The organism is Ginsengibacter sp., assembly GCF_057362405.1.
This window is the reverse complement of sequence record NZ_JBMQQG010000198.1, coordinates 1-24,894: the sequence shown is the minus strand read 5'-3', so window position 1 is coordinate 24,894 and position 24,894 is coordinate 1. Positions and strand designations below refer to the sequence as shown.

Sequence of the window (24,894 nt, the reverse complement as noted above, 5' to 3'; positions counted from 1 at the left end):
GTCAGAGCCGGTTCTTTTGTATGCATTTTATATTAGCTATTTCTTATTCACCTGGGCAAGTTGCTCTTCGCCTATCATCTTATCTACAACTTTCACTGTTTGATTAATGTAGATATCATCGCCGATGCGTTTTAGGAACTGTGTGTTCTTTGCTATCTTATCTGAGTCGTTGCCCAATGCTAAAGAATCTGCAGTTATATTATGAACCGCGAATTCACTTTTGAGCTTGGTAAGGCTTTCCAGCTTTTTTGAAAGTGTTTTTATCTGATCAACCTGTGCACGATATTGTTGAATATTAAGTGGAGTCTCTTTATCGTTATATTTATCCAACAGGTTTACGTCTTCTCTTATGCCTGTGAAAACGGGGCTTTTACCAAGATCGGCATTTGCTTCCGCAACAATCGAATTATAGCTATATCCCGGATTCCAGGTTGTATAATTTGCTTTTGGAATTTCATCCCAGCTCAACGCATCAGGATTATCTTTTTCACGAAATTTTACATTCTCCAGCCTGTCAGGAATAATGATATCGGGCACTACACCACGCAATTGGGTTGCACCTCCATTAATACGATAAAATTTTCTGAAAGTAAGTTTAATATCGCCCAGCCCTTCAGCCGGCTTACTAAACAATGGATTTTCTGACTGCGGATCTAAAGATATACTGCGTTGAACTGTTCCCTTGCCGTATGTTGAGGTACTTCCGATAATAACACCGCGATGATAATCCTGGATAGCGGCAGCAAAAATTTCTGACGCAGAAGCGCTCATCTCATCAACCATAACAGCCAATGGGCCAGTGTATAAAACATCTTTATCTCTGTCGCTAAGAATACTGGCTTTTTCATCACGACCTTTTACCTGGCATATCGGACCATCTTTAATAAATAATCCCGCCATATCTACCACATCATTAAGAGAGCCGCCGCCATTGCCGCGAAGGTCTATAACAATTCCGTCTACATTGGCTGCTTTTAATTTTTCTACTTCCTTTGCAACATCTGTCGCAGACCTGCGGGCAGATGGATCATCGAAGTCGGCGTAGAATTCGGGTAAATAGATATAGCCTATTTTATTTGCGCCATCATTTACAATGGCACTTTTTGCAAAGGTGTCTTCTAAAGAAATTTTGTCTCTTAAGATGGGAACAACTTTAATGGTACCATCCGCTTTTTTAAGTGTGAGTCTTACCTCAGAGCCCTTCTGTTCTCCTCTAATCAGTTTAACCGCGTCAGTAACCGAAAAACCCGTTACATCAACGGGAGCAGCGCTACCCTGTGCAACTTTTATTATTTCGTCTTCAGGTTGTATTTCACCCGATTTCCAGGCCGGGCCTCCGCTGATAAGGCTCGAAATTTTTATTTTACCATCGTCCTCTTTTAACTGCGCTCCTATACCAAAGAATGTTCCGCTCAGCAATTCATCAAAACTTCTTTTATCAACAGGTTCAAAATAAGTGGTATGCGGATCCATACTGCTTGTGATAGCATTTACGAAATCACTAAACATATCGTCAGGAGTGTTGTGGTTTTTTAGTGTTTCGAAATAACGATCCATTTGTCGGCTAACCACTTCGCGGGCTTCTCTTTCAAGTGTTGAATCGGGTTTCCAGCTAGAATCAGTCTTGGCCTTTGGTGTCTTTGCTGTTAGCTTATCTCTTTCATCCTGCATATCAACAAAACGCCCAAGCACAAGGTATTTCAAACGTTTTCTTCCATAGTCATATCTTTCGGCCTCAGTCTTTGGATACGTTCTTTTATCACCATCAAGTTGTAGCGATTCATCTTTCGAAAAGTCAAATGGCTTGCTTAAAATTTCTTTATAGTTTTTTGCAACTTCGTCTAAGCGTGTCAGGTAGACCTTGCTGATCGCATAAAAAGACTCCAGCGGCTGCCCGTGAATTTCATCATCTATTTTGTTCTCAAATTTTTTAAAATCGTCGATGTCTTTCTGGTAAAATATGTATTTATCAGGATCAAGACCGTCTTCGTATTTGTTCAATACTTCTTTTGAAAATGCATCATCAATTTTCTTGGGACTATAATGACCTTCTTCAAGGACAATACCTACATTTTTCAGGATCTTTTCGTATTTCGTTTTAGGATTGTCACTCAACCGGTCACCCCTGCCCATTACCCCATAGGCTACAAACAATCCGCCGCAAATAAGCACTAGGAGGACGGGTATAAATTTTTTACTCATAATAAAATTCATTAAAGGATTCATACGTAAAAATAACAGAAAATAGATTCCGCAATTAAAAATAGTATGTTTTATTAACAAAGGTTTTGTATAATGTATGGACGGTTATTTTAATAAATTATTGCCTTAATTAGAAAGAAAGAAGGAAATGAATAAAAAAATCCCGCCGATGAGCGGGATTCCTTTTTGGGTGGATGATGGGGCTCGAACCCACGACCCTCAGAATCACAATCTGATGCTCTAACCAACTGAGCTACAACCACCGTTTACAGAGCGCCAAAATTAATTAAAAATTTAAACTAAAAACAAATGCTTTTTGTTGGGCGTCGGTTAAGTGCCAGTTCTATAACCAATGCCGAACTCTTATTTGCATGCAAAACCGGCTATCTGCAAAATCGAAATAATTAAACAAATACGCGAAGGTTATGTTAAGAATTGGCGTCAAATTCTTACCGTTCATATATTATTAAAATTTTATGTTGATGGCTATTCTGAAATTTGCAGGTCTCATAAAACTAAAATCCCCCTCAGTATTTAAAACTATACATAGAAGACTTTTATGAAAAAAATCTACTTTATCATTATTACATTATTATTTGCATGCAACATTTTTGCCCAATATCCTGGTGGCGGCGCACGTGGTGGGCAAAGCATGAATCTTGGTCATTTTTATGGTAAGATTGTTGACGATGTTACAGGTAAGCCAATAGAAGCAGCTTCCATAGAGCTTACTCAAAATAAAATGGACACCGCCTTAAAAAAGAGACGGGATTTTGTGGTAGCTGTAATGCTTACTGATAAAAAAGGAGAGTTTAGCATTGATAAACTTCCGGTGCTTACAACCTATCAGCTTATAATTACTGCTATTGGTTATAAATCCTTCAGCGAAAAAGTAGCTTTTAATCTAAAGATGAATGGAAGTGATATGAGTCAAATGCTAAATGCGGTAGACAGAGATCTTGGCAATATCAAACTTGTGCAGAATGCTGAGCAGCTTAAGGAAGTGGTTGTTACTGCGGAGAAAAGCATGGTGCAAATGAATATTGACCGAAAGGTTTTTAATGTGGATAAAAGCTTAACCAGCGTAGGTGGTACTGCAGTAGATGTACTAAAGAATGTGCCCTCTGTAAATGTAGACATCGACGGTAATGTTACGCTCCGTAATTCAACACCGACGATTTTTATAGATGGACGTCCGACTACCTTAACGCTTGACCAAATACCCGCAGATGAAATTGAAAGTGTTGAAGTAATTACTAACCCATCAGCAAAATTTGACGCATCAGGAGGTGGTTCCGGTATTCTTAATATAGTGCTAAAGAAGAACAGGAAACCTGGTTACAATGGAAATATCAGGGCCAATGTTGACTCGCGCCTGCGTTATGGATTGGGAGCTGATATTAATATTAAACAAGGAAAAATAAACTTCTTTGCCAACACAATGTACAATCAAAGAAAAAGTCTGAGCACACAAACAACTCAACGGAATGATTATATTGATGGTGTTAACGCTTTACTTTTCCAAAATGATAAGCCCGTAAACACAGGGCATTTTGCATTTGCCCGTGCAGGCTTTGATTATTTTCCGGATAACAGGAACACATTCACGCTTGCCGGAGTTATTGTAGGAGGCCGGTTCAACAGTTCGGATGAGTTAAATATTAATCGCGACAGCAATTATGTTTCGTCCGTGTCACAGGAAAAGGGTATTACCAATTCCGATGGCCATTTCGCATTCAATAATTATGGCACTACCCTGAGCTTTAAACACAATTTTGCGAAGCCAAATAAAAATGTGACTGCTGATCTTAATTATAACTGGAGCAACAATTCAAATAATAGTGAATTTTCGACCCAATATTTTAACCCGGATAACACGCCGAAGACGCCGCTATACCAGCAGAAAATAACAGGTGGCGGAACTACGAGGTATTTTACGGGACAAACCGACTATACCAATCCAATAAGCGACAAAATGAAACTCGAGGCGGGCCTTAGGGCAGCGGTTAGAAATTACAGCAGCCACAACGAAAACTTTTTTTACGATGCGGCCAATTCAAAATACCTGACCATTCCCGGCCTGGATAGTAAGTATCAATTCCAGGACCAGGTGTATGCTGCTTACACTACTTTTTCGCAGAAAATAAATGATTTTACTTATCAATTAGGGGGAAGAATTGAAAGTTCTTTATATACCGGGAAACTGGTGGATTCCAACCAGGCTTTCAAAAACTCTTTCCCGCTTAGTTTTTTTCCAAGCATCTTCTTAACACAAAAAATTAATGATAAACAGGATATTCAATTGAACTATTCCAGGAAAATTAACAGACCCAATTTCTTCCAATTGATTCCTTATTATAATTATACTGATTCACTAAACATAAGTCGTGGTAATCCTGATTTGAAGCCCGAGTTCACGAGTTTGTTTGAGTTCAACTACGATGTTAATTTTCAAAAAGGGAATAATCTTATAGCGACTATTTATTATCGTCACACAAATGATCTTATCACCCAGTTTCAATACAGAACGATAAATCCTAATCCATCAAAAACAGATTCTATATTTCTTACTTCTTTTGCAAACGCAAATAGTTCGAGTGCTTATGGCCTTGAAGTAACTTCTTTGAATAACATCACCAGGTGGTGGTCTCTAACTGCCAACGTAAACCTATATAATTCGGAACTTAATGGAAACAATCTCCAGAGTAATCTCAACAATCAACAAGTGAGTTGGTTTGGTAAACTTAATAATACCTTTAAATTACCTGCCAATTATTCGATACAATTTACAGGAGATTACACCAGTAAAACAATTTTACCACCCAACCGAAGCGGCGGCGGTGGTGGAAACTTTTTTCGCGGGGGAAGTTTGGCGTTAGCAAACGGGTATACAGAACCTGTTTATGGATTTGATATAGCATTCAAAAAAGAGTTCCTTAAAGATAAATCCGCTTCACTTTCTGTAAGCATGAATGACATTTTCAGAACGAGGGTTTATAAAGTTCATTCTGTGTCTGATATTTCGCCGACTGTTTATTCTACCCAATTCAACGAACGAACAAGAGATCCTCAAATGGTAAGAGTAAATTTCACTTACCGGTTCGGTAAGGTAGATGTTTCGTTATTTAAACGTAAGAATCTTAAAGCAGAACAAGAAGGTATGCAGAACGGTATGCAGGGTGTAAATCAATAATATTTTTCTGTGAAAACTAGTAGGAGCGCTATTGGAAAAGTTAATACAGACATAACTTACAATAGCGCTTCCTTATTAAGAATAGCCCCTTGTACTTCGTAAAAATCTATCGCCTTTCTTGCGTTAATTGAAATCCGGACAGCTTAAAAAATAAATTCCTTTTATATTTGCGCACTTTCAATAAAAATTATTGAAAAGATTTTTATTACTTGTTGCGATGAGCAACTAAAATATTTTATCGTTATGCCGTTACGTGCAGGAATTGTGGGATTACCCAATGTAGGAAAGTCAACGTTATTTAATGCTGTAAGTAATAGCGCCAAAGCGCAGGCAAGCAATTATCGCTTTTGTACTATTGAACCAAACGTTGGACTCGTAAATGTTCCTGATGAGCGACTGGAAAAGCTGGCGGAATTGGTCAAGCCGGACAGGATTGTTCCAACTCAAATTGAAATTGTTGATATAGCCGGCCTCGTAAAAGGCGCAAGCAAGGGTGAGGGATTAGGAAATAAATTCCTGGCCAACATACGCGAAGTAGATGCAATTATTCACGTAGTCAGATGTTTTGAAGATGAAAATATTTTGCGGGACGAGGGCCCGATTAACCCGATCAGTGATAAAGAAATAATTGAAACAGAATTACAGCTGAAGGATTTAGACAGTGTTGAAAGAAAATTATCGCGAACTGAAAAAATGCTAAAGACAGGTGATACAAAAATAAAACATGAATATGAAATACTGGTTCAGTGCAAGGCTCACCTCGAAAAGGGAAAAAACATTCTCTCGCTCGATTTGAGTAAGGAAGATAAAGCGGTTATTGCCGATAACTTCTTACTAACGGATAAGCCTGTACTATATGTAGCTAATGTTGATGAAGCGTCTATGCATACTGGTAACAAATATTCTGACAAATTAGTAGAAGCAGCCAAAGCAGAAAATGCGCAGGTAATTATTATGACCAATGCGATAGAGGCACAAATAGCGGAATTTGAAAATCCGGAGGACAAGCAAATGTTTATGGATGAATATAAAATGGAAGAACCTGCGCTCGATCGTTTAATTCATTCTGCTTATAAGCTTTTGGATCTCTCCACCTATTTTACTGCCGGAGTTCAGGAAGTACGTGCCTGGACTATTCACCAGGGCTGGAAAGCACCACAAGCTGCGGCCGTTATTCACACTGATTTTGAAAAGGGATTTATTAAGGCAGAGGTAATTTCTTACAATGATTTTATCCATTATGGTTCCGAAGCCGCCTGCCGCGAAAACGGTAGGTTAAGAATTGAAGGAAAGGAATATATCGTACACGATGGAGATGTAATGCATTTTAGATTTAATGTATAAATTTATTCTTCATCAAACTTTTCTGATTCATTTCACTTTACAAAATAAAAGAGCCCTGCGAATACAGGGCTTACCTTAACCAAACTGCAAATTATCATTTCCTGCCAATGCTAAAAATTATCTGCAGTAAAGGAATCCGTGCTGGCTTAGGGCGTAGTTGTAATCCTTTTGTTCTTTCTTATATCTTTAACCATGGTGTTCATCCCTGTCGCCGGATATTCCCCCTGTTTGGAAAAAAAAGACAACTGACTGTTAAGCATACACGCAGTTTTAATACGTCTTATATTCCAATGATTATTTAAAATGGGCTCTCAGCATCCAGGCCATTTTCTCGTGCGTTTCCATAAGGCCTGTTATAAAATCGCTGGTTCCGGCATCCTTGTAAGTATCCGCGAAAGGAATCACGCTACCTCTTATAAATTCAATTATCGTTTCATGATCTGCCAATAATTCTTTTATGAAATCAAGGCTACTATTTTTATTTTCAGATTCGCTAAGGTGCGTAAGTTTTAAAAAGCTTTTTAATGTTGCCGGCGCATAATGCCCGATTGTACGGATGCGCTCTGCCACGCTATCCATGATGTCATCAAGTTGCTCATATTGAGATTCAAAAAATAAATGCATCGCATGAAAATCACTTCCTTCAACATTCCAATGTGCGTTCCTTGTTTTCGTGTATAGAACAAATTCGTCAGCTAATAATTTTGACAATGCTACTGATACGGCCTGCCTGTTTTTCTGTGTAATTCCAATATTAGTTTCCATGATTATTTTTTTTTATCGGTTAAATATCTAATTGAACTGTCGTATGCAATTTACAACAAGAAAAAATTCATTTGGTTTATGATAGTATCAATTCTTTGTTTTATTTATCGATTTTCCGGGATATTTTATAACCAGACATACGCTTGCCACCAACAGAGCCGCCCGGGAGAATTTGGGATTCGATTTTTAGAATTATTAGTGAAATTAATCAACCAGTATAAACATCGTTACTTTTGCCGGAATGAAAAAGAAAACACCTTCATCGGAAGAAATACTTACAAAGCTCGGTATTGATGAGCTTAATGAAATACAAATAGCATCTATTAAAGCTAATAAAGAAAATGCCGACATTGTATTACTTTCTGCCACGGGGTCCGGAAAAACAATCGCATTTTTATTGCCAATTATCGAATTGCTGGATCACAGTAATAAGAACACGCAGGCGCTGGTGGTTGTTCCTTCCCGTGAATTAGCTGTTCAAATCGAACAGGTTTTCAAGTTGATGGGAACCGGTTTCAAAGTAACCTCATGCTATGGTGGCCATAAAAGGGAAACCGAAGAGAATAACCTGGCTCAGCCACCCGCCTTGATTATAGGAACACCTGGCAGGATATGTGATCATATTCGCCGGGGAAATATTACATTGGATTCGATTGAGATACTGGTATTGGATGAATTCGACAAAATACTGGAATTGGGTTTCTTAGAGGAAGTATCTTTCATCGCGGGTTCTTTGAAAAATATCAAAAAAAGAATTTTAACGTCGGCTACCGAATCGGTTGAAATACCATCGTTTATTGGATTGAATAATCCGGGCCGGCTAAATTTTTTATCGCAGGGAGATGAAGAAAAGGGCTTGACTATTCAAAGTGTTTTCTCTCCTGACAAAGACAAGGCTGACACGTTGTTTCGGTTAATTTGTTATTTAGGCGGCCGGTCTTCCATAGTATTTTGCAATCACCGTGAATCTGTTGAACGCACCAGCAACTTTCTCACTAAAAACGGTATCGTAAATGAATTTTATCATGGCGCCATGGAGCAGCAAGAAAGGGACAGCGCTTTAGGTAAATTCAGAAATGGGACGGTGGATGTTTTAGTAACAACCGATCTGGCATCCCGGGGACTTGATATACCCAATATCCGCTATATTATTCATTACCATTTACCGCACTCCGAAGAAATATTTATTCACCGCAATGGAAGAACCGCAAGAATGGATGCAAGCGGCACCGCAATTGTAATATTATCAGAAGAAGAAAAATTACCTCCATATATTGATCAAAACATTGAGCAAATACAACTAACCGATACCGTTATATTACCTGAAAAACCAAAATGGTCTACCCTTTTTATTGCTGCGGGCAAAAAGGATAAAGTAAATAAGGTTGACATCGTTGGCTTTCTTTCCAATAAAGGGCAATTGAAAAAGGAAGATATCGGGCTCATTGAAGTGAAAGATTTTTTCTCATTTGTTGCGATAAGAAAATCTAAAATGGGCCAGGTACTTCAGCTCATAAAAAATGAACGGATTAAGAATAAGAAAGTTAAGATGGAAATTGCCAGGTGAGTTTCTTATAAATGAAAAGTCTGCTTCATTGATTTGAACAAACCAGGTGTTGACCACTGGCCGGGAACAATCATACGGCGAATTGTATACAAAGGCTCAGTTGAATCCCGCTTCGTAGAAAGAATAAATGCCATTTTATAACCGGCCTTCTTTAATTCAGGAACAGCAGCCAGGTTCCAGACACCAAAAGGATAAGCAAAATATTCAGCAGGTTTGCCTGTTATATCTTCTACCTTCTTTTTAGGTTTTACAAATTGTATATCAAAATCATTACCCTTGTATTTTGTTACCATATGATGATCCCAGGTGTGCGCTTCTACTGCGTTACCATTGTCTGATAATTCTTTCAGCTGTTCTTTGGTCATGTAACGGGGACGATTAATCGAAATAGTCATGATAAAGAATACACCCTTAAATCCATATTTCTTCATTTCGGGATATCCAATACTATATTGTTCTTCGTCCGTATCGTCAAAAGTGAGCATTACGGGTTTGGCTGGAAGTTTACCGCCATGCACGAGGTAATCATAAAGTTCACCTGGCAATATTGTTTCATAGCCGCTGTCTTTCAAGGCTTTCATTTGCCCGGCAAAAGATTCGGGAGAAACGGAATAGCTCTTCAAGGTTTCGCTCTGGCCAGGCTTGGCTTCTCGAATGTGATGATAACATAGTACAGGCACTTGTTTCCTCGAAAGGATCGTCGCTAAATCTGCAATTTGTGTTACTTTGGGTGAATCAACAGAGACTTTTGAAGAATCATTTTTTACAACTTCTTTTTTTGTTTCACTTTGTGAACAGGATGCTATAAAAAACAGCATTATTATTAAATTAATCCCCGGGGTTTTCATTTTGATTTGTATGAGATTGAATACTTATTGGTATTGAATGTAAATTGGTTTTGGAACAAATTTTAATAGTTCCTGCGGAGTGTACATTAAGTGATTACCATTTTTGATATCGTTTTTATAAAACAATTTAAAACCTGTAAATTCTACCGGTTGCTTATAGATATACAAAAGGTAGGTGGAGCGTTTTAATGTTTTGTCGCCCCAGCCATCCATATCCATTACTATTTGCACTTCAGGAACTTTTTTAATCTTTTCATATCCTGTTACCATCCCTTGTGTAAAACGATGAACAACTAAAATCTTTGGAGGAAGATTATATTTCTTTACAAGTGTAGCAAGATAATCTATTGCATTATTCACATCTTCATAGCTGAAAGTTCCAATTTTCTTGCCGGGAACCTCGCCATTTTTCATCGAAAATTCAGGATCAATTCCTAAATTGACAGTGGGCATTTTTAAATAAGTTTCCAGTTGAGGCACTTCATCTTTAACGGTGCTGTGGCCCACCTGTATATCAAGGAAAACCAGGCCATTAATTTTCTTTGCCCAATTGAGGATCGTATCTATTTGACTCGAAGGCATGCGGTATCTATGTTTCCCATCTTTGCCCGGAGAACCTTGTGCAGTTACCGCTATATAATGTAATGCAGGAATAACGGGAAGAGAACTGTCGGCAGCTTGCCAACTGGCCACTTCGCCTTTAAGTTTTGCGAGCATTTCATCCCTTGGTAACTCACCAAGGATCCCCATTTTTTTTGAATATAGATTTCCATAAAATGCCACGATTCTCTTGAACGGAAGAATAGCGCCGGGTAACGGATACGGAAATTTAGCCGGCCACTTTCCAGTGGTGTCACCATTAGCCAGGTTCTTCAATTTTAAATTATAATCAGCCGTATCAAAAGCTACCTTATTTATCGGCTGTGGGTCCGACGGTTTATTAACGATAGTATCGCCGCCGTTAGCATGTTCTCCTGAACTTGCATTATTGCAACTTGTTCCTATAAGAAAGGAGCAATATAAGAAGCATAGATTTAATGGGAATCGGTACATATTCATAGTGGATAAAGGTATCGTAAAAAATTTCGATAGTAACGAAAGGGCAGACAAATTATTTCAAAAAGTTTTATTAAAACAGAAACACAAAATGAAAATGAAATTTGTTTTCAGGTAGAAGTATTAGGATTAGGTTTATCCGCAACATCGGTCTGAAGAAATTTTTGCAAAAGCATGTCTTCGCTTTTTGTAGTTACTTTTTTAATTGTAAAATAGATAATTATTTCAATGAGGATTACAACAAGGTAAACGAGGGAATCATAAGAATATAAACCAACCAGCCAAAAATAAGATATCGCTGCTATGCTGCAAACAGATGCCATCAAAGGTATGCCCCACTTTAATAACTCAAGCGCTTCATAACTTTTAAAAACTACATCATTAGAGACAGCAGGTTCAGGGCGAATTTTATTAAGCAAATAGATATTTTCTATAATGTCGCAGAGCCAGGCAATGAACTGAATCCATGCTAAGACAGCAAAGAATTTATGTCCAAAATAAACCATCTTCGAGGAAACCTTCATACTCAAAATAAAGATCGATCCATAAAATGCCGGCATGAAAAAAAAGTCAAATGAAAGTTGTCTTCTTAAGGCGTTTAAAGTTTTTTTTGATTGCGCAGGCTGCAAGGTGAAGATTTCTTTTATAAAAGTGACCATCTCAGCGGCAGACGGGGGAAACTCCAGGTCGAGAATACTAAACTTTCTAACAACAACATGCTTCGTAAAGAAATTGTTACTCTGGAAGCCCATAATCAGATGAAGAAGTAGCATAACTCCAAACGCGATGCAGAAATATAACCAGCTAAATTCAAAATAAAAAGGCATATGATTTATTGCATTAATAGTGTGATGTGCTCTCCGGAACTTTCTCGTTGTTTAAGGTCATTTGCATAATCGTCCTGTTATTTTTGTAATCATTCCAATCAAAATCAATTAAGAATTTGGTAGCTGTTTTTGCCCCAATAACAAACATGTCAATTTTGTCCTGGTCAGAAAGAAAGAAGTTAAGCCAGTTATATTCGGAGAGGGGTATCTTACCAATTCCCTTTTCATAAACTTTATTCTTGAGCAAAAAATCTTTGTCATAATAATACCTGATGGTGTTAAACATTCTTCCGAAATATCCAAACAGGTCCCACGAAGTCGCAGTTTTAGAAGTATTATCGGGTTTACTGTCGTCGAGATCAATTCCAAAAGAAGGTAGCCTGGGAGTAATAACTTTTGGATTGTAAAATAAGTTTATCGGAAAATTAGAAAGCATACCGCCGTCAACAAATCTTGCATCTGTGGGCGGGTCGGGTTCATCCATAGTATCCATCCACACTCTCTTGATTTCTTCACAATCGCAAGGAATATCATTTATCATATAAGATTCAAAAAAAACCGGAATGGACATGGATGCTCTTATAAAACCTGCCGGCTGCAACGTATCAATATTTGCCTTTTCTCTAAACAGGTAACACATTTCCGGAAACTGGATTTTGTTTTGTGTCACCAGTTCTGAAGTTATAAAGGTAACGTCGCCTTTTAAGCTGGCTACTCCTTCAGGATTATCAACTCTTAAGTGCAATTCAGGAAGCGTTGTTGCCTTTGCATTGAGGTCGGAAACCGTGTGTACATCATTAGCAATGAGTTGTTGCTTGATCCAGTCATAAAAATAATCTCCCGGATTAATTCCATACCCCGAATTCTTTAAACGCCTAAAGAGTCTTGCACAATAAAAAAGTATCACTCCAATTAACAAAAAATAAAAGCTGGTTAGTACGAAAAACAGTTTTGTGAATATCGAAATGAAAGGAATTTTATGTTCCAGGCCAAGAAAGATAAAGTCCCCAGCCAATAACAGAAATGCGATTAAGACAACCCATGTTAACCACTTTTTTACTTTGACAGTGAAGTCCTGGTGCGTAATAAATTTCTTAATGATCCATCTTGCCGCAGGGTGACCGTCGACAAGTTTAAAAAAATTGAGGTCACATATAGCTTTGAGTATTGACAATGATTTAGCGTCTTCTTTCTTTCCTATCACCGTCATTAGCGCTGTGTTGATAGCGCCCGCACTCGTTCCGGCCAGTCTCAGAAAGCGAATACCCATTTTTTCTAAAATATAAGTGTACCCCACCAGGGCTACGCCTAGTACTCCCCCACCTTTCTGAACGAGATTCACATATTGATTTCCGTCTTGATCCAAAACGTCTGACACAATCAAAGGATTCGTATCCTTTGGAAACGCTGTATTTAATTGGTCAAGGCACTTCAACACCTCGGCATTATTAATAAAATCTTCTGTAGCAAGGGTCTTCTTAGCAGTTTTATTACCAACATTTGGCTGACTCATACTGGTTATTAATTGGATAACTTATAACGGGCAATTGAATTTGCCTTATAAATAAAGATAAAGTCGTTTTTAAATTAAGGCGAATTTCTTGGTAAGCATTTCGCCCTAAAAAAATTTAGGGCCTCCGCACTGCGTCAAAGTTAAGTTTAGGAATTGATATAACTATCCAGGTGATTGATAGTTTGTTGTTGTATTAATATAGTTTCTTTAACTACATCCGTAACAGATATTATCCCTTCGAGGTGATCATTTTTAAAAACAGGAAGGTAACGGATATTACTATTTGTCATTAATTCCATGCAATGTTCTACCGTGTCATCAGGTTTTATATGCGGAAGGTCGGCAGACATTATTTCTGAAACTTTTGTATCTGTAGAATTTTTCCCCTTGAGTATTACTTTACGAGAATAGTCCCTTTCAGTCACAATTCCCAGGTATTTACCATCCTGCATCACCATTACCGAGCCTATATTGTTATCAGCCATCACTCTTAAGGCTGTTATAACTGTTTCATCAGGTTGAACCGAAATAGCCTTCCGGCCTTTGCGAGCGAGTATGTCTTTTACATGATACATGGCAAACGTTTTATGGTAAATTACAAAAAAATTATCAAAGCCAAAAAAAAGGCTTTCTTATTATCAAAATAAGCGACTAATCTAAAAGCCGTTTCCATACTCAAAAGTAAGTCTGTAGCCCTTTTTTTGTAAAATGTTTGTATTATTGAAAATATGTGAGTAATTTTAGGCAATCCTAATTAAACCGTCCCCTCTCTAAACTGTCGAAGAATTTGCCAATACCTAAGAAATCCTGCTTTTTTAAATATTACTTTTAATTTAAATCGTAGGTCATGAAAAAAATTTACTCAACTGAAGTCACTGACACTTTCGTAGCCATTGGTATTATCGCCGGATTTTACGGATTAATGGCGCTTGTGGCTCTTTTAACAGGGCTATAAGTCAAAAAAGACTTTAAGACACTGCATAACCTTTACCGGTTTTCTAAAAATTGGTAGAGGTTATTTTTTTGCTTTTGAACGAACTGTAAATAGAATTATGACCACGACCATTCAAAAAATTATTATGGTGTAATTTTGACAAAAAAAATAATGGAACATACCAAAGAACTTGAGGACCTCAACAAAAAATCATTAGACAAGATCGATGAATTTTTAAAGTCTAAGAATAACCTGGACAAAGAGCATCACGAAAAAATAAATGAAGCCAAAAGCAAATGGCAGAGTTCATGGACAGACTTTATGAATGTTTTGATGTACCTCGAAACGCTTGAATTATAATCGCCCCAATTGAGATATTAATTTTTTGACCGCTCATAATTATTATTTTGGAACAATGCAATACATTCACAAGGTTTGCAGAAATAAATAATTTACATTTATAACTCCAAAAATTTCTATTTCAAAATTATAAGAATGATTGACCAACCTGGCGCTTCAATTTTGCAGGTCGAAAACCTAAACATTTTCTACGGGACTTTTCAAGCAGTGAGCAATGTAACGTTTAATGTAAAATCAGGAGAAATATTTGGATTGCTTGGCCCGAACGGAGCGGGTAAAACGAGCACCCTTAGTGCAGTCGAGGGATTATTAAAACCCCAGTCCGGAGAAATAAGTGTTGCCGGTTTTAATATTCTTAAACAGCCATTATTTGCAAAGGCTAACATGGGGGTGCAGCTGCAGGCAACCAGTTTTCAGCCTGAGCTTACCATTACGGAGATTATTAGATTATATGCGGGTATTTATGGGGTTGATCTTTCTTCAGGAAGATTGAATTCAATTTTGCAGGATATTAAACTCGCAGACGCTGCTTCCAAAAAATTCGGGCAATTATCCGGAGGGCAACAACAACGCGTATCTTTAGCAATATCAACTATTCATGATCCGATATTAGTGCTTCTCGATGAACCCACATCGGGCCTCGATCCTCAATCGCGTCGCCAACTTTGGGAACGAATAGAAGCCATTCGCGGAAAGGGTCATGGAGTATTGCTCACTACCCATTCTATGGAAGAGGCGGAAGCAGTTTGTGATAGAATTGCCATAATCGACCATGGTAAAATAATCGCAACCAATACGCCGCAGGTATTAATTGATTCACACAAAAACGATCCTGATGTAATTGCTGCATCAAGGAAGGGGAAGATAACACTCGAAGATGTTTTTATTGGTCTTACGGGTAAAACAGTTCGTGCATAAAATAAAAAAATGGAAACAAAAATACCAAGAACTTCCGTGGCCTTCCGCTCCCTGATACGTGCAGATTTTACTACGCAATGGCGCAACCGGCGGTCGGTAATGATGTCGCTCTTAGTACCCTTAATTATTTTAATATCATGGAAAGGACTAGTAGATAAGTTTGGCGGTGCGTTTGTATTTTCTATTTCACTGACAATAGGTCTCGTTTCAATAGGAATGATGGGCTACGCTATTTCGGTTGCCCGTGACCGTGATAAAGGAATATTTCAGCGGTTAAGGGTTACGCCCATGCCCACCTCTTTTATTATGATCAGCAGATTGATGGTGCAACTGGGAATGATAGCCCTTCTCACTTTAGGCGTTTTTGTAATTGGTTACCAGGTTGATAAAATTTCTCTTACGCCTGCAGGATATGCGCTAACTTTTATTACCGCTTTTCTTGGTGGTGCATTGTATCTTGGTTTTGGGCAAATGATCGTGGGGCTGATTAAAAATGCTGAAACTGTTAACTCAACCACCAGGCTTGTTTACATTGCGTTTATCATGCTCGGCATGTTTGGGGAGTTAGGCGCTTTTGGCACAGAACTAAAAAATATAATTCATTGGTCGCCGTTTGGAACGGTGAAAACTATGCTTGCATCAGCAATGCAACCTGCCACATGGAACAGTGATGCTACAATTGCACTGCTAGCCACTCTTGCTTATGCCATGGTATTTTCGTTTCTCGGCATTAAATGGTTTAAGTGGAGTTCAGCAGGTGCGTAAAGAGATTCTATTAAAGTTTTTTACAAGGTGATGTAATTTCAATTAATTAATTGGCGTATTTTTAAACCAGAACATTAACCTGCTTATTTCACAAATCCATATTTTAAGATGTCCACAAGTTTGACAAATTCTCCATTACAAAAACGTAACGTTGCCCTTGATGTATTTCGCGGTATGACGGTGTGCTTTATGATTATTGTAAACACTCCGGGAAATGGTGTGACAACCTTTTCTCCTTTGCATCATGCTGCATGGAACGGCTTTACGCCTACCGACCTTGTATTTCCGTCTTTTTTATTTGCGGTAGGAAATGCGATGAGTTTTGTCATGAAGAAATGGACAAACATGTCTCAGCAACAAGTTGTTTGGAAAATTCTAAAACGTACTGCCATTATTTTTCTGTTAGGATATCTAATGTATTGGTTCCCTTTTTTCCGGTTAGATAAAGATCATAATATTATTAGTGCTCCCATAAGCCATACCCGCATCATGGGTGTATTGCAACGAATAGCTTTATGTTACGGCATCGCTTCGCTGATGATTTATTTTTTGAAAGTGAGAACTTCCGTTATAATATGTATTCTCCTACTTTTTCTCTATTGGATTATTTTATACATGTTTGGTGATACAGGGCAAGCGCTAAGTATGACGGGCAATGCAGGATACAAACTTGATGTATGGTTGATGGGTAAGGACCACATGTATCATGGCGAAGGTGTAGCATTCGACCCGGAAGGATGGCTTAGCACACTGCCTGCTATAAGCAATGCTGTTGCAGGATTTGTTGTTGGACAATGGATACAGAAAAAAGGAAATTCTTATGAGGGTGTTACCAAACTTTTGCTGGCCGGTTTTGCATTAATGGTATGTGGTTATTTTTGGGACTTGCTATTGCCTATAAATAAAAAATTATGGACCAGCAGTTATGTCGTTTATACAATCGGTATTGACTGCGTTATCATCGGCACTTTAATTTATATAATTCAAATTCAAAATAAAATTACGTGGACTAAATTTTTCCAGGTATTCGGAAAAAATACTTTGTTCATCTATTTGCTGTCTGAGTTGTTGGTAACTGTGCTTTTTACAATACCCGCCGGCGCCAATACAAATTTATTTCGCTGGATTTATCAGAATATCTTTAGTTACGCCGGCGGCTATCTCGGCTCGTTGCTTTTTGCAATTGCCTATATGCTCTTATGTTGGAGTGTTGGATACTGGCTTGATAAGAAAAGAATCTATATTAAAGTATAAATTCAACTGGCAAATTTTTTAAACAGCCTGGCTATTCTTTGCGTGCACGAGTTACGTTGTGTACTCGCATCACAGCGTTTTCCAAAATATATTTCTAAAAGTGATACGTAAGAAGTATGCCTGCATTTTCATTTATTATTGTCGGGCACAAACTCACGCTCTTCAAATCTTTTACTTTGTGTAATGACGGAATTAAGATTCCTGTAGTAGCTCCTATCAGCCCGGAAACAACGCAGTCGCTTAAAAAATGATAACCTGCTCTCATTCGCATATAAGCCATCAACGCCGTTAGCGCACCGGAAGCCCCCCACAAATATGGGCGAAGTTTTGAATGAGGATTGAAATCTGAAAAAAGTTTTGCAGTAAGAAACGTAGTTGCCGCAGTTGTTGCCACATGACCCCCATAAAAGGAGCGCTGGCCTCCTTTATCAAGCCTTTTATCCAAGGGAGCTTTATCGCCATATACAAAAGGCCTGCTCCGGTAAATGAGTCCTGCCGTTAGCGTATACATGGCGCCCGTTATGCCAACTGTTTCAACATAAAGGGTGATCAATTGCCCGGCTTTGCTCCTTTCTTTTTTATTAATCAACATCAATGCCACGGGAATAGCATAGGCCGCATCAAATAAAATGTAACTGTCTTTATTTGCCTGCGCAGAATAATTGCCTGCAATGCCTCTGTCAAAAAAAGGAAGGCTGCTTTTCGTTTTGGTGGCCAATTGTGCGTGCGTGAGATCCTTTTTACTTTTAACTAACTCATAACCGAGCAACGTAGCGCCGGTTGCGCCTACGATAACAAGCCCATCCACCCCGAAATCAGTTTTATAAGGAGAAAAATTTTTGTTGGAAGTAAGCAAGCGTTGATCTTTAAAATTGTTTGAAGTGTCAGAAAGATTAGCCTTTGCATTTATAGGTTCATTTTGAGAAAATGAAAACTGAACAGGAAACAATAGCGTTAGAAAGAATATATATTGCCTCATAAAATAAGTTATACATTAATTAGTATTCTTATTTCAGCCATCAAATATGATGCTAATTATGGCGGGCGATATTACGGGTCGTCAAAACATCCCTGTTAAGATCTTAATTTTCATTTTTTTGTAAAGCTATCCAGCAACTTCATTACCTCTGCTCCATCCTGGCCACTGCAGGGGTTGCTACCTTCATCCAAAAAGTACTCAACTACTTTTTCAATCAATGGTTGTTGCACATGTTGAGGTGGCGTAAACGCTATTACCTCTGTCGTTCTGTTTTTTGTGAGAAAAATTTTTTGTTCACCAAAAACACTAAAACTAATGCTGCCTTCCGAACCAACGATTTCACAAATATCTTTTTGATTTTCTTTATCAGTGTTAAAACACCACATCCCGTTGAAGATGACTCCATTTTTAAATAAAATATTTCCGGTTACAACGTCGTCAGCATTGTATGTGTGTGATTGGTTTGTCGAAATACCTTTAGAATACTCCACGTCTCCAAAATAATAATACATAAGATCTAACTGGTGCGGAGCGAGATCGTGAAATAATCCTCCTCCCGACACGGTGCTATCAACTCTCCATTTGTTGCCCGTCAATTCCAGTTCTTCCTGCGAAAGAAGTCTTTTATAAAAATTAAGATTTGCAAATCTTATATCGCCAATTATTTTTTCATCAATTAATTGTTTAATCTTATTAAAATAAGGTTGGCCGCGTCTGTAGTGAGCTATACACATTTTATTGCCCGTGTTCTCTGCTGCCTGTGCCATTCTTAATGCTGAAGAAAAATTTATACCCATTGGTTTTTCCACGTAAACAGGTTTACCTGCCTGCAAGGCGGCGATTGCATACGCTTCATGCGATGAAGGTGGCGTTGCAATATAAATTGCATTTACGTCTTTATCATTAATAAGTTCGGCTGCATCATCGTACCATTTGGATACCTGGTGCCTCTTTGCATAATCCCTGGCTTTTTCACCGTTTCTGCGCATAACCGCTACAAGAGAAGAATTTTTTACTTTATTAAAAGCAGGACCGCTCTTTACTTCAGTAACAGCACCACATCCGATAATGCCCCATTTAATTTCTTTCATCTAAAAAAATTTGCATGAAGTTATTTGATTATTATTTTATAAAAGCTGTCTCTTATATTTAAACAGTCATTTGAGAGTTTACGCCAGAATTTTTTTATGCAATACTTTATTTTCATTTCCTTTACATTACCAATATTCCGCAACACAAAATTGAATGATGTTACCAAACTTAAAACAGCAGCCTTTTTATTTTAAAACAGCAATGGTGCTTATCGCTATCATTGCTTTGGGCTATTTGTGTATTTTAGGTAAAGAAGTTTTGAGTCCGCTTTTATTTGGATTATTGTTTTCGATATTGTTATTGCCGCTGGCTGGTTTTCTCGAAACTAAACTGAAGTTGCGACGCAGCGCTGCGTCAGCATTATCAGTTTTCCTGTTGCTCGCCGCCATTGCAGGTGTGTTGCTGCTCGTTGGGACACAAATCTCCAACCTCTCTAACGATCTTCCAAAATTAAAGGAACAGGTTATTGCATCACTTCAAAATTTCCAGGAATGGATCTCAACCACATTTCATGTAAATATTGAAAAGCAAATGGATTATGTAAATTCCGCGACGGCAAAAATTGAAAACGCGACCCCCAACGTTATAGGTGCAACGGTACTTTCTCTTTCGTCAGTTTTATTTTTTCTCGTATTTGTAATACTCGATACTTTTTTCCTGCTCTTTTACAGGAGCAGGTTGTTGAAGTTTCTTGTTGATGTTTTCAAAGAGGAAAATTCTAAAATTGTTTACGACATTGTTGAAAAGGTGCAATTTATCATTAGAAAATACCTTGTGGGAATTCTTCTTGAAATGACTACCGTTGCGGTTGTGTGTTGTACTGTTTTTATATTACTCGGAATTAAGTACGCCATATTGCTGGGTTTAATAACGGCACTGTTCAATATTGTACCCTATATCGGCATATTTACTGCATTATTGTTGAATATTATCATCACATTCGCAACAACCGCCCTGGCTTCTAAAGTTTTGCTTGTTATTATAACGGTAGTTTCTATGCACCTTATTGATAGTAATGTTTTGCTCCCGTTAATTGTGGGCTCCAAAGTAAGAATCAATGCATTTATAACATTGTTGGGCGTTGTGCTCGGTGAAATGATATGGGGCATATCAGGAATGTTCTTATCAATACCGGTAATTGCAATTGTCAAAATAATATTTGACAGGGTGGAAAGCTTGCAGCCATGGGGGCATTTGATGGGTGACGAGAAGCTTGAGCCGAAGACTTTCCGGATTATAAAGAATACCAAAATTAAGAAGGGAGGAGTTCAGAAATCTTCCAGTACCTCTCATTGATTATTAAACCCAACCCATTTTTTCTACCCAGGCAAAGTTCCTCGTTACGCCAGGGTTCCCCCCTCAACCGTTATTTCGTTCTCAGAAAATCATCATCTTTTGTTAACAATTAATAAATCTAACTGGTATGGTTTTAGCGTATATATGTCAACAACATGCAAATAGGCCAATACCGCTAAATAAAACCCATAATGAAAACTTAATGCCACATCTAATGTGGCATTTACTTTTTGCATCAATACAGTTCTTCAATTATCAGTTCTCTGCCGTTAAATGATATGGTGTCTCCTATTTTCTTATTGCAAAGATTCCCCGCAAGTGGGGCATGATATGATAATAAAAAAATCGTCTCCTGGTCAACTATTATTTTACCCAGACCTGCTGCAATAAAAAAAGAAGTGTCGGTGCATTTTACAAAACAACCCGGCGCCACGTTATTATAAACATGTTCGCAATTAATCGACATCAGGCTCGCCATAGCGCTTTTATTTGTTGCCAGTTGCCTTGCATGCATATCTTTTTCAAGGTGACTCATAGCACGCCCTGTTTCATATTTATCTCCTGCGCTGCTTTTCTCTTCCTCATTCGCGGCGGCCTGCGCATTTTGCATTGAGTTATAAGACGCATTAATTCTTTGTTCTAAAATTTCAACACATCTTTTCTTTAATTCAATTTTAAAATCAATTTTTTGCTGTTCATTCATTGGTGTAATTATAAAGAAAAGTTTGTCTTAAAATTTATCTAATGTAAAAGAATAATTTAATTACCAAGTGCCATTAAAAATATCTATTTTGAATTTTAATTTTCTGAAAAATGCTTTGCCCCAATTTCGATCCTTTTCCCGAAATACAAACAGAAAGACTTTTGTTACGCAGGATGACACCCCACGATGCTGGAGAAATTTTATACCTGCGATCTAACGAAGATGTAATGAAATACATCGACCGGGAAAGAACAAAATCTATAGAGGAGGCCAGACTTTTTCTTAAGAAAATTGATGATTCTATTAATGCCAATAACGGCATTATGTGGGGAATTATTTTGAAGGAAGATCCCCTAAAATTAATTGGAAACATAGGCTACTGGAGGCTAATAAAAGAACACTACCGGGCAGAAGTAGGTTATATGCTCAATCCTACTTTCTGGAACAAAGGCATTATGAAAGAAGCATTGTTAAGGTTGATTGATTTCGCATTTGACGAAATGAACCTTCATAGTATTGAAGCCAATATCAATCCCGGTAACAAAGCATCGGCCACGCTTTTAGAATCGACGGGGTTTGTTAGAGAAGCGTATTTTAAAGAAGATTATTACTTTAATGGCAGCTTCCATGATACGATAATCTATTCCAGGTTGAAAAAATAAAAAAAGGTTGCCGCGCGGCAACCTTTTCTTCTAAACAAAAATATTTTTTAGTGTACTTTAAAATCAACTTTCCGGTTACCCCATAGTAAAGTAACAACCCCCGCAGGGCTTATTTTGAAAGTCATTTTTTCTGTAGGAGCTGATTCAGTATAGACAGTTTTAACACGCAATGCATCATCAGCCTCTTTATATTTAAAGGCGCCCCATTGTTTCCATGTTTTATTGAATATAACTGTAACCTCTTTTCCATTAAACAAAGTAAACAACCCGTATTTACCGGCGGGTAATTTTTTGCCATCTATAGTTACATCCTGATCAGTCTCGAATACTGTTGCTTCATTAGCTCCAGTGCGCCAAACTTCGCCATCCTTTGGTTCGAGGTCTTTTCCAATGGTTCTGCCCTTCACAGAAGGCTGGCTGTAATCGATAGAAATCGTTGCACCACTACTTATTTTTTGAGTAACTTTTGCTGGTGGGCTGGGCCTTTTACTCTTGTCTTCTTCTGTCTGGGCATTTACGTGTATGCTTGCCATTAATCCTGACGCAACCAATGCCATTGTTAATAATTGTTTCATTGTAATAATTGTTTTTATTGCAGATTCAAATACATTTCTGAACCGATTTCAAATATATCGAAAACTTATACATGATATCTTCTTTCTGGATGGCCAGTATTATTTTTTTGCTAATTTGAAGTCAATATTAAAAATGGTGCAACATGTTTTAATATACACTTAACAATTTACCCGGTGCTTTCTTTTTTTTACCGGCATCTGTTCATAGACAAAAAATTTAGATAAAGATTTTACTCACAAAAGAAATTTAAGTAAAAAGACAAATTATGGCCAATAATAAATCAGAGCATATTTTAAATACATCGTCCAACTTACTGGGATTTTGTTTGGTGGTATTGACTTCTCTTAAAATATCGAAATATAGTGCAAAGTCGATTATAGATGAATTGACCGGTGTAGGAACTATATTTCTAATTGCAAGCAGTATTTTTTCTTTCTTATCAATGCGAACTGCTAAAGAATACCTGTCGGTTCGTTACGAAAAAATTGCCGGGAATATCTTTATGGTGGCGCTAATCTTTGTATTCCTTATAACGTTCATGATAGCGTTTTCGATAATCTTTTGAGTGAAGAACTTGGAGGCTTTAAAAGTAGGTAAATTCCAAAGATTTTTTATCCCAATTGCCGGTATCAGCAGCGGCATCATAAGTCGATTGCAGAAATTCCATCAACATTTTGTCCGGGAATGCTGCGCTCCTCACATCGTCGTATAAAAGTAAAAATTCGCCCATCTCTTTATTGTAAAAAGCCTCAACTGGCAGAACCTTTTGTGTGCCAAAAGCTGTGGGCGTAGGATATGCATAAGAATAAAATGCAGCGTGCGGGAAGGCTTCATTGCCGGGCCAGAATCCGGCGCTCGAAACTTCGTGCGAATACGATTCCTGCATAACCCGTAACGGAATGTTATTTACTGCTCCCGAATATTGAGGTGCTGTTCTTCCGGAAAAGCGACTAACGGCCAAATCAAAGCTTCCCCAGAAAAAATGAACGGGGCTGCACTTACCACTGAATCGTGCCCTGAACTTATTGAAAACGGGTTCTATTTTTAATAATGCTTTCCAGAATAAATTGATCTGATCTTTGTCGTAGGCGGAATGAACTTTATCTTCTTCAAATGGAATGGCAGGATCAATCTCATTTGGCTTCGCATAAATCTTTACGTCAATTTCCAGGGCTTTTAATTTCTCAAAAAGTTCTTTATAAAAAGAAGCAACACTTCTCGGATACAATGCAATACTTTCATTATCGCCATTGCTCGTAGTAATTAAAAGCTGGTGATCAATGAAATCAAAAGTGAGATCAAATATTCCGTTTTCATAATCAATTCCACCTGTTGTTAAACCTTTAGGAGAAACAGAAAAAGTAACATGCCACGAATGATTGAGCCACGGCATTTTTATCAGTCTTATTTTTCCTACAATTTGTGTCCACAATTGTACAGTTGACACAGTATCTTTTAATTTATCATATTGCAAATCCGGCCATTCCTGTGTTTTCATTTTAAAAGCATTTTTATTTTCAATGAACAATGTTTACGCAGACCGATTCAAATTTCAACTAAAATTGGTTTTTTGATTCCCGGTAATGAACGCTAATAATCTGCAATAACTTCGTCTTTATAGCACCACAGCCATCTTTCGCCAGGCTCGGCAGAAATAACCACCGGGTGTTTTGAATGATGATAATGTTTGGTCATATGCATATTGGGCGAACTGTCGCAGCATAAAGTTGCTCCGCAGGTTTGGCAGGTCCGCAGATGCAACCATTTATCGCCTGTTTTAATACATTCTTCACATACATATTCTTTGGGTTCTTTTAACGAAGTTACCTGCCTGATGTGTAAACATACTTGTTCTTCCATTTTATTAATAACTATTTTTCATTCAAATTTCCTAATTCAGGATGAATTCCGCTACAAATTTTTTGCCAGGTCTCGCTCCATCTCCTTTTGAGAGGCGTTGGTGGGAGGCTCTAATACAAAAAACCCATTTTACCATTCTGGTAGTCCCGCATGGCTTCCATAATTTCAGTTTGTGTATTC

General features: G+C 37.8%; 23 protein-coding genes and 1 tRNA gene. 10 read left to right on the top strand and 14 right to left on the bottom strand.

The window, feature by feature from the left end; genetic code table 11:
• Positions 1-36 precede the first annotated feature (36 nt).
• The gene (locus ACO1O5_RS17120) at positions 37-2,202 is read right to left on the bottom strand and encodes a carboxy terminal-processing peptidase (RefSeq protein WP_486272381.1); all 2,166 of its coding nucleotides are present in this window, start codon (positions 2,200-2,202) and stop codon (positions 37-39) included.
• A 189-nt stretch (positions 2,203-2,391) separates the two neighbouring features.
• A tRNA-His gene (locus ACO1O5_RS17115) sits at positions 2,392-2,465 on the bottom strand.
• A 296-nt stretch (positions 2,466-2,761) separates the two neighbouring features.
• Between ACO1O5_RS17115 and ACO1O5_RS17110 the strand changes: the two genes are divergently transcribed.
• Together ACO1O5_RS17110 and ychF are read left to right on the top strand one after the other, a co-directional pair.
• Positions 2,762-5,395 (top strand): TonB-dependent receptor, encoded by a 2,634-nt coding sequence (locus ACO1O5_RS17110; protein WP_486272379.1) that lies wholly within the window; start codon positions 2,762-2,764, stop codon positions 5,393-5,395.
• A 243-nt stretch (positions 5,396-5,638) separates the two neighbouring features.
• Positions 5,639-6,739, top strand: coding sequence for a redox-regulated ATPase YchF (gene ychF, locus ACO1O5_RS17105; protein ID WP_486272377.1), 1,101 nt, complete (start codon positions 5,639-5,641; stop codon positions 6,737-6,739).
• A gap of 294 nt (positions 6,740-7,033) precedes the next feature.
• Here the strand turns inward: ychF and ACO1O5_RS17100 are convergent, their stop codons facing one another.
• Positions 7,034-7,504 (bottom strand): Dps family protein, encoded by a 471-nt coding sequence (locus ACO1O5_RS17100; RefSeq protein ID WP_486272375.1) that lies wholly within the window; start codon positions 7,502-7,504, stop codon positions 7,034-7,036.
• A gap of 241 nt (positions 7,505-7,745) precedes the next feature.
• Here ACO1O5_RS17100 and ACO1O5_RS17095 point away from each other — a divergent pair, with 241 nt between their 5' ends.
• Positions 7,746-9,071, top strand: a complete 1,326-nt coding sequence (locus ACO1O5_RS17095; RefSeq protein WP_486272373.1) for a DEAD/DEAH box helicase — start codon at positions 7,746-7,748, stop codon at positions 9,069-9,071.
• Positions 9,072-9,076: 5 nt separating this feature from the next.
• Here ACO1O5_RS17095 and ACO1O5_RS17090 read toward each other — a convergent pair whose 3' ends face one another.
• The 5 genes from ACO1O5_RS17090 to ACO1O5_RS17070 form a co-directional block, all read right to left on the bottom strand.
• Positions 9,077-9,889, bottom strand: a complete 813-nt coding sequence (locus ACO1O5_RS17090; protein ID WP_486272371.1) for a polysaccharide deacetylase family protein — start codon at positions 9,887-9,889, stop codon at positions 9,077-9,079.
• 54 nt (positions 9,890-9,943) lie between these two features.
• On the bottom strand, positions 9,944-10,972 hold the full coding sequence (locus ACO1O5_RS17085; RefSeq protein ID WP_486272369.1) for a hypothetical protein: 1,029 nt from the start codon (positions 10,970-10,972) through the stop codon (positions 9,944-9,946).
• A 113-nt stretch (positions 10,973-11,085) separates the two neighbouring features.
• Positions 11,086-11,802, bottom strand: coding sequence for a hypothetical protein (locus ACO1O5_RS17080; RefSeq protein ID WP_486272367.1), 717 nt, complete (start codon positions 11,800-11,802; stop codon positions 11,086-11,088).
• A 13-nt stretch (positions 11,803-11,815) separates the two neighbouring features.
• Positions 11,816-13,315, bottom strand: coding sequence for a patatin-like phospholipase family protein (locus tag ACO1O5_RS17075; RefSeq protein WP_486272365.1), 1,500 nt, complete (start codon positions 13,313-13,315; stop codon positions 11,816-11,818).
• 146 nt (positions 13,316-13,461) lie between these two features.
• Positions 13,462-13,890, bottom strand: coding sequence for a CBS domain-containing protein (locus tag ACO1O5_RS17070; protein ID WP_486272363.1), 429 nt, complete (start codon positions 13,888-13,890; stop codon positions 13,462-13,464).
• A gap of 530 nt (positions 13,891-14,420) precedes the next feature.
• Here ACO1O5_RS17070 and ACO1O5_RS17065 point away from each other — a divergent pair.
• The 4 genes from ACO1O5_RS17065 to ACO1O5_RS17050 all read left to right on the top strand — a co-directional run bounded on the left by ACO1O5_RS17065 (position 14,421) and on the right by ACO1O5_RS17050 (position 17,546).
• Positions 14,421-14,609, top strand: a complete 189-nt coding sequence (locus ACO1O5_RS17065; protein WP_486272362.1) for a hypothetical protein — start codon at positions 14,421-14,423, stop codon at positions 14,607-14,609.
• A 135-nt stretch (positions 14,610-14,744) separates the two neighbouring features.
• Positions 14,745-15,527 carry an ABC transporter ATP-binding protein gene (locus ACO1O5_RS17060; RefSeq protein WP_486272360.1) on the top strand — a complete coding sequence of 261 codons (783 nt, stop codon included), beginning with the start codon at positions 14,745-14,747 and terminating at the stop codon, positions 15,525-15,527.
• Between the two features lie 9 nt (positions 15,528-15,536).
• On the top strand, positions 15,537-16,292 hold the full coding sequence (locus tag ACO1O5_RS17055; RefSeq protein ID WP_486272358.1) for an ABC transporter permease: 756 nt from the start codon (positions 15,537-15,539) through the stop codon (positions 16,290-16,292).
• Positions 16,293-16,400: 108 nt separating this feature from the next.
• Positions 16,401-17,546 (top strand): acyltransferase family protein, encoded by a 1,146-nt coding sequence (locus ACO1O5_RS17050; protein ID WP_486272357.1) that lies wholly within the window; start codon positions 16,401-16,403, stop codon positions 17,544-17,546.
• A 94-nt stretch (positions 17,547-17,640) separates the two neighbouring features.
• On the opposite strand, the gene ACO1O5_RS17045 is transcribed toward ACO1O5_RS17050, so the two are convergent.
• Together ACO1O5_RS17045 and ACO1O5_RS17040 are read right to left on the bottom strand one after the other, a co-directional pair.
• Entirely contained in the window at positions 17,641-18,525 is an 885-nt protein-coding gene (locus ACO1O5_RS17045) for a phosphatase PAP2 family protein (RefSeq protein WP_486272355.1), read from the bottom strand.
• 110 nt (positions 18,526-18,635) lie between these two features.
• Positions 18,636-19,616, bottom strand: coding sequence for a Gfo/Idh/MocA family protein (locus tag ACO1O5_RS17040; protein ID WP_486272354.1), 981 nt, complete (start codon positions 19,614-19,616; stop codon positions 18,636-18,638).
• 154 nt (positions 19,617-19,770) lie between these two features.
• Between ACO1O5_RS17040 and ACO1O5_RS17035 the strand changes: the two genes are divergently transcribed.
• Complete coding sequence (locus tag ACO1O5_RS17035; protein WP_486272352.1) at positions 19,771-20,913, top strand: AI-2E family transporter; 1,143 nt, start codon at positions 19,771-19,773, stop codon at positions 20,911-20,913.
• 235 nt (positions 20,914-21,148) lie between these two features.
• Here the strand turns inward: ACO1O5_RS17035 and ACO1O5_RS17030 are convergent, their stop codons facing one another.
• Positions 21,149-21,616, bottom strand: coding sequence for a hypothetical protein (locus ACO1O5_RS17030; RefSeq protein ID WP_486272350.1), 468 nt, complete (start codon positions 21,614-21,616; stop codon positions 21,149-21,151).
• Positions 21,617-21,726: 110 nt separating this feature from the next.
• Between ACO1O5_RS17030 and ACO1O5_RS17025 the strand changes: the two genes are divergently transcribed.
• Positions 21,727-22,278: a GNAT family N-acetyltransferase gene (locus tag ACO1O5_RS17025; RefSeq protein ID WP_486272348.1), complete on the top strand. Its 552-nt coding sequence runs from the start codon at positions 21,727-21,729 to the stop codon at positions 22,276-22,278.
• Between the two features lie 47 nt (positions 22,279-22,325).
• On the opposite strand, the gene ACO1O5_RS17020 is transcribed toward ACO1O5_RS17025, so the two are convergent.
• Positions 22,326-22,853 (bottom strand): DUF2911 domain-containing protein, encoded by a 528-nt coding sequence (locus ACO1O5_RS17020; RefSeq protein ID WP_486272346.1) that lies wholly within the window; start codon positions 22,851-22,853, stop codon positions 22,326-22,328.
• Positions 22,854-23,119: 266 nt separating this feature from the next.
• Here ACO1O5_RS17020 and ACO1O5_RS17015 point away from each other — a divergent pair, with 266 nt between their 5' ends.
• Positions 23,120-23,419, top strand: coding sequence for a hypothetical protein (locus tag ACO1O5_RS17015; RefSeq protein ID WP_486272344.1), 300 nt, complete (start codon positions 23,120-23,122; stop codon positions 23,417-23,419).
• A gap of 18 nt (positions 23,420-23,437) precedes the next feature.
• Here ACO1O5_RS17015 and ACO1O5_RS17010 read toward each other — a convergent pair whose 3' ends face one another.
• Positions 23,438-24,352 (bottom strand): DUF5996 family protein, encoded by a 915-nt coding sequence (locus ACO1O5_RS17010; protein WP_486272342.1) that lies wholly within the window; start codon positions 24,350-24,352, stop codon positions 23,438-23,440.
• A 92-nt stretch (positions 24,353-24,444) separates the two neighbouring features.
• Entirely contained in the window at positions 24,445-24,714 is a 270-nt protein-coding gene (locus tag ACO1O5_RS17005; protein WP_486272340.1) for a UBP-type zinc finger domain-containing protein, read from the bottom strand.
• Positions 24,715-24,894: the final 180 nt, after the last annotated feature.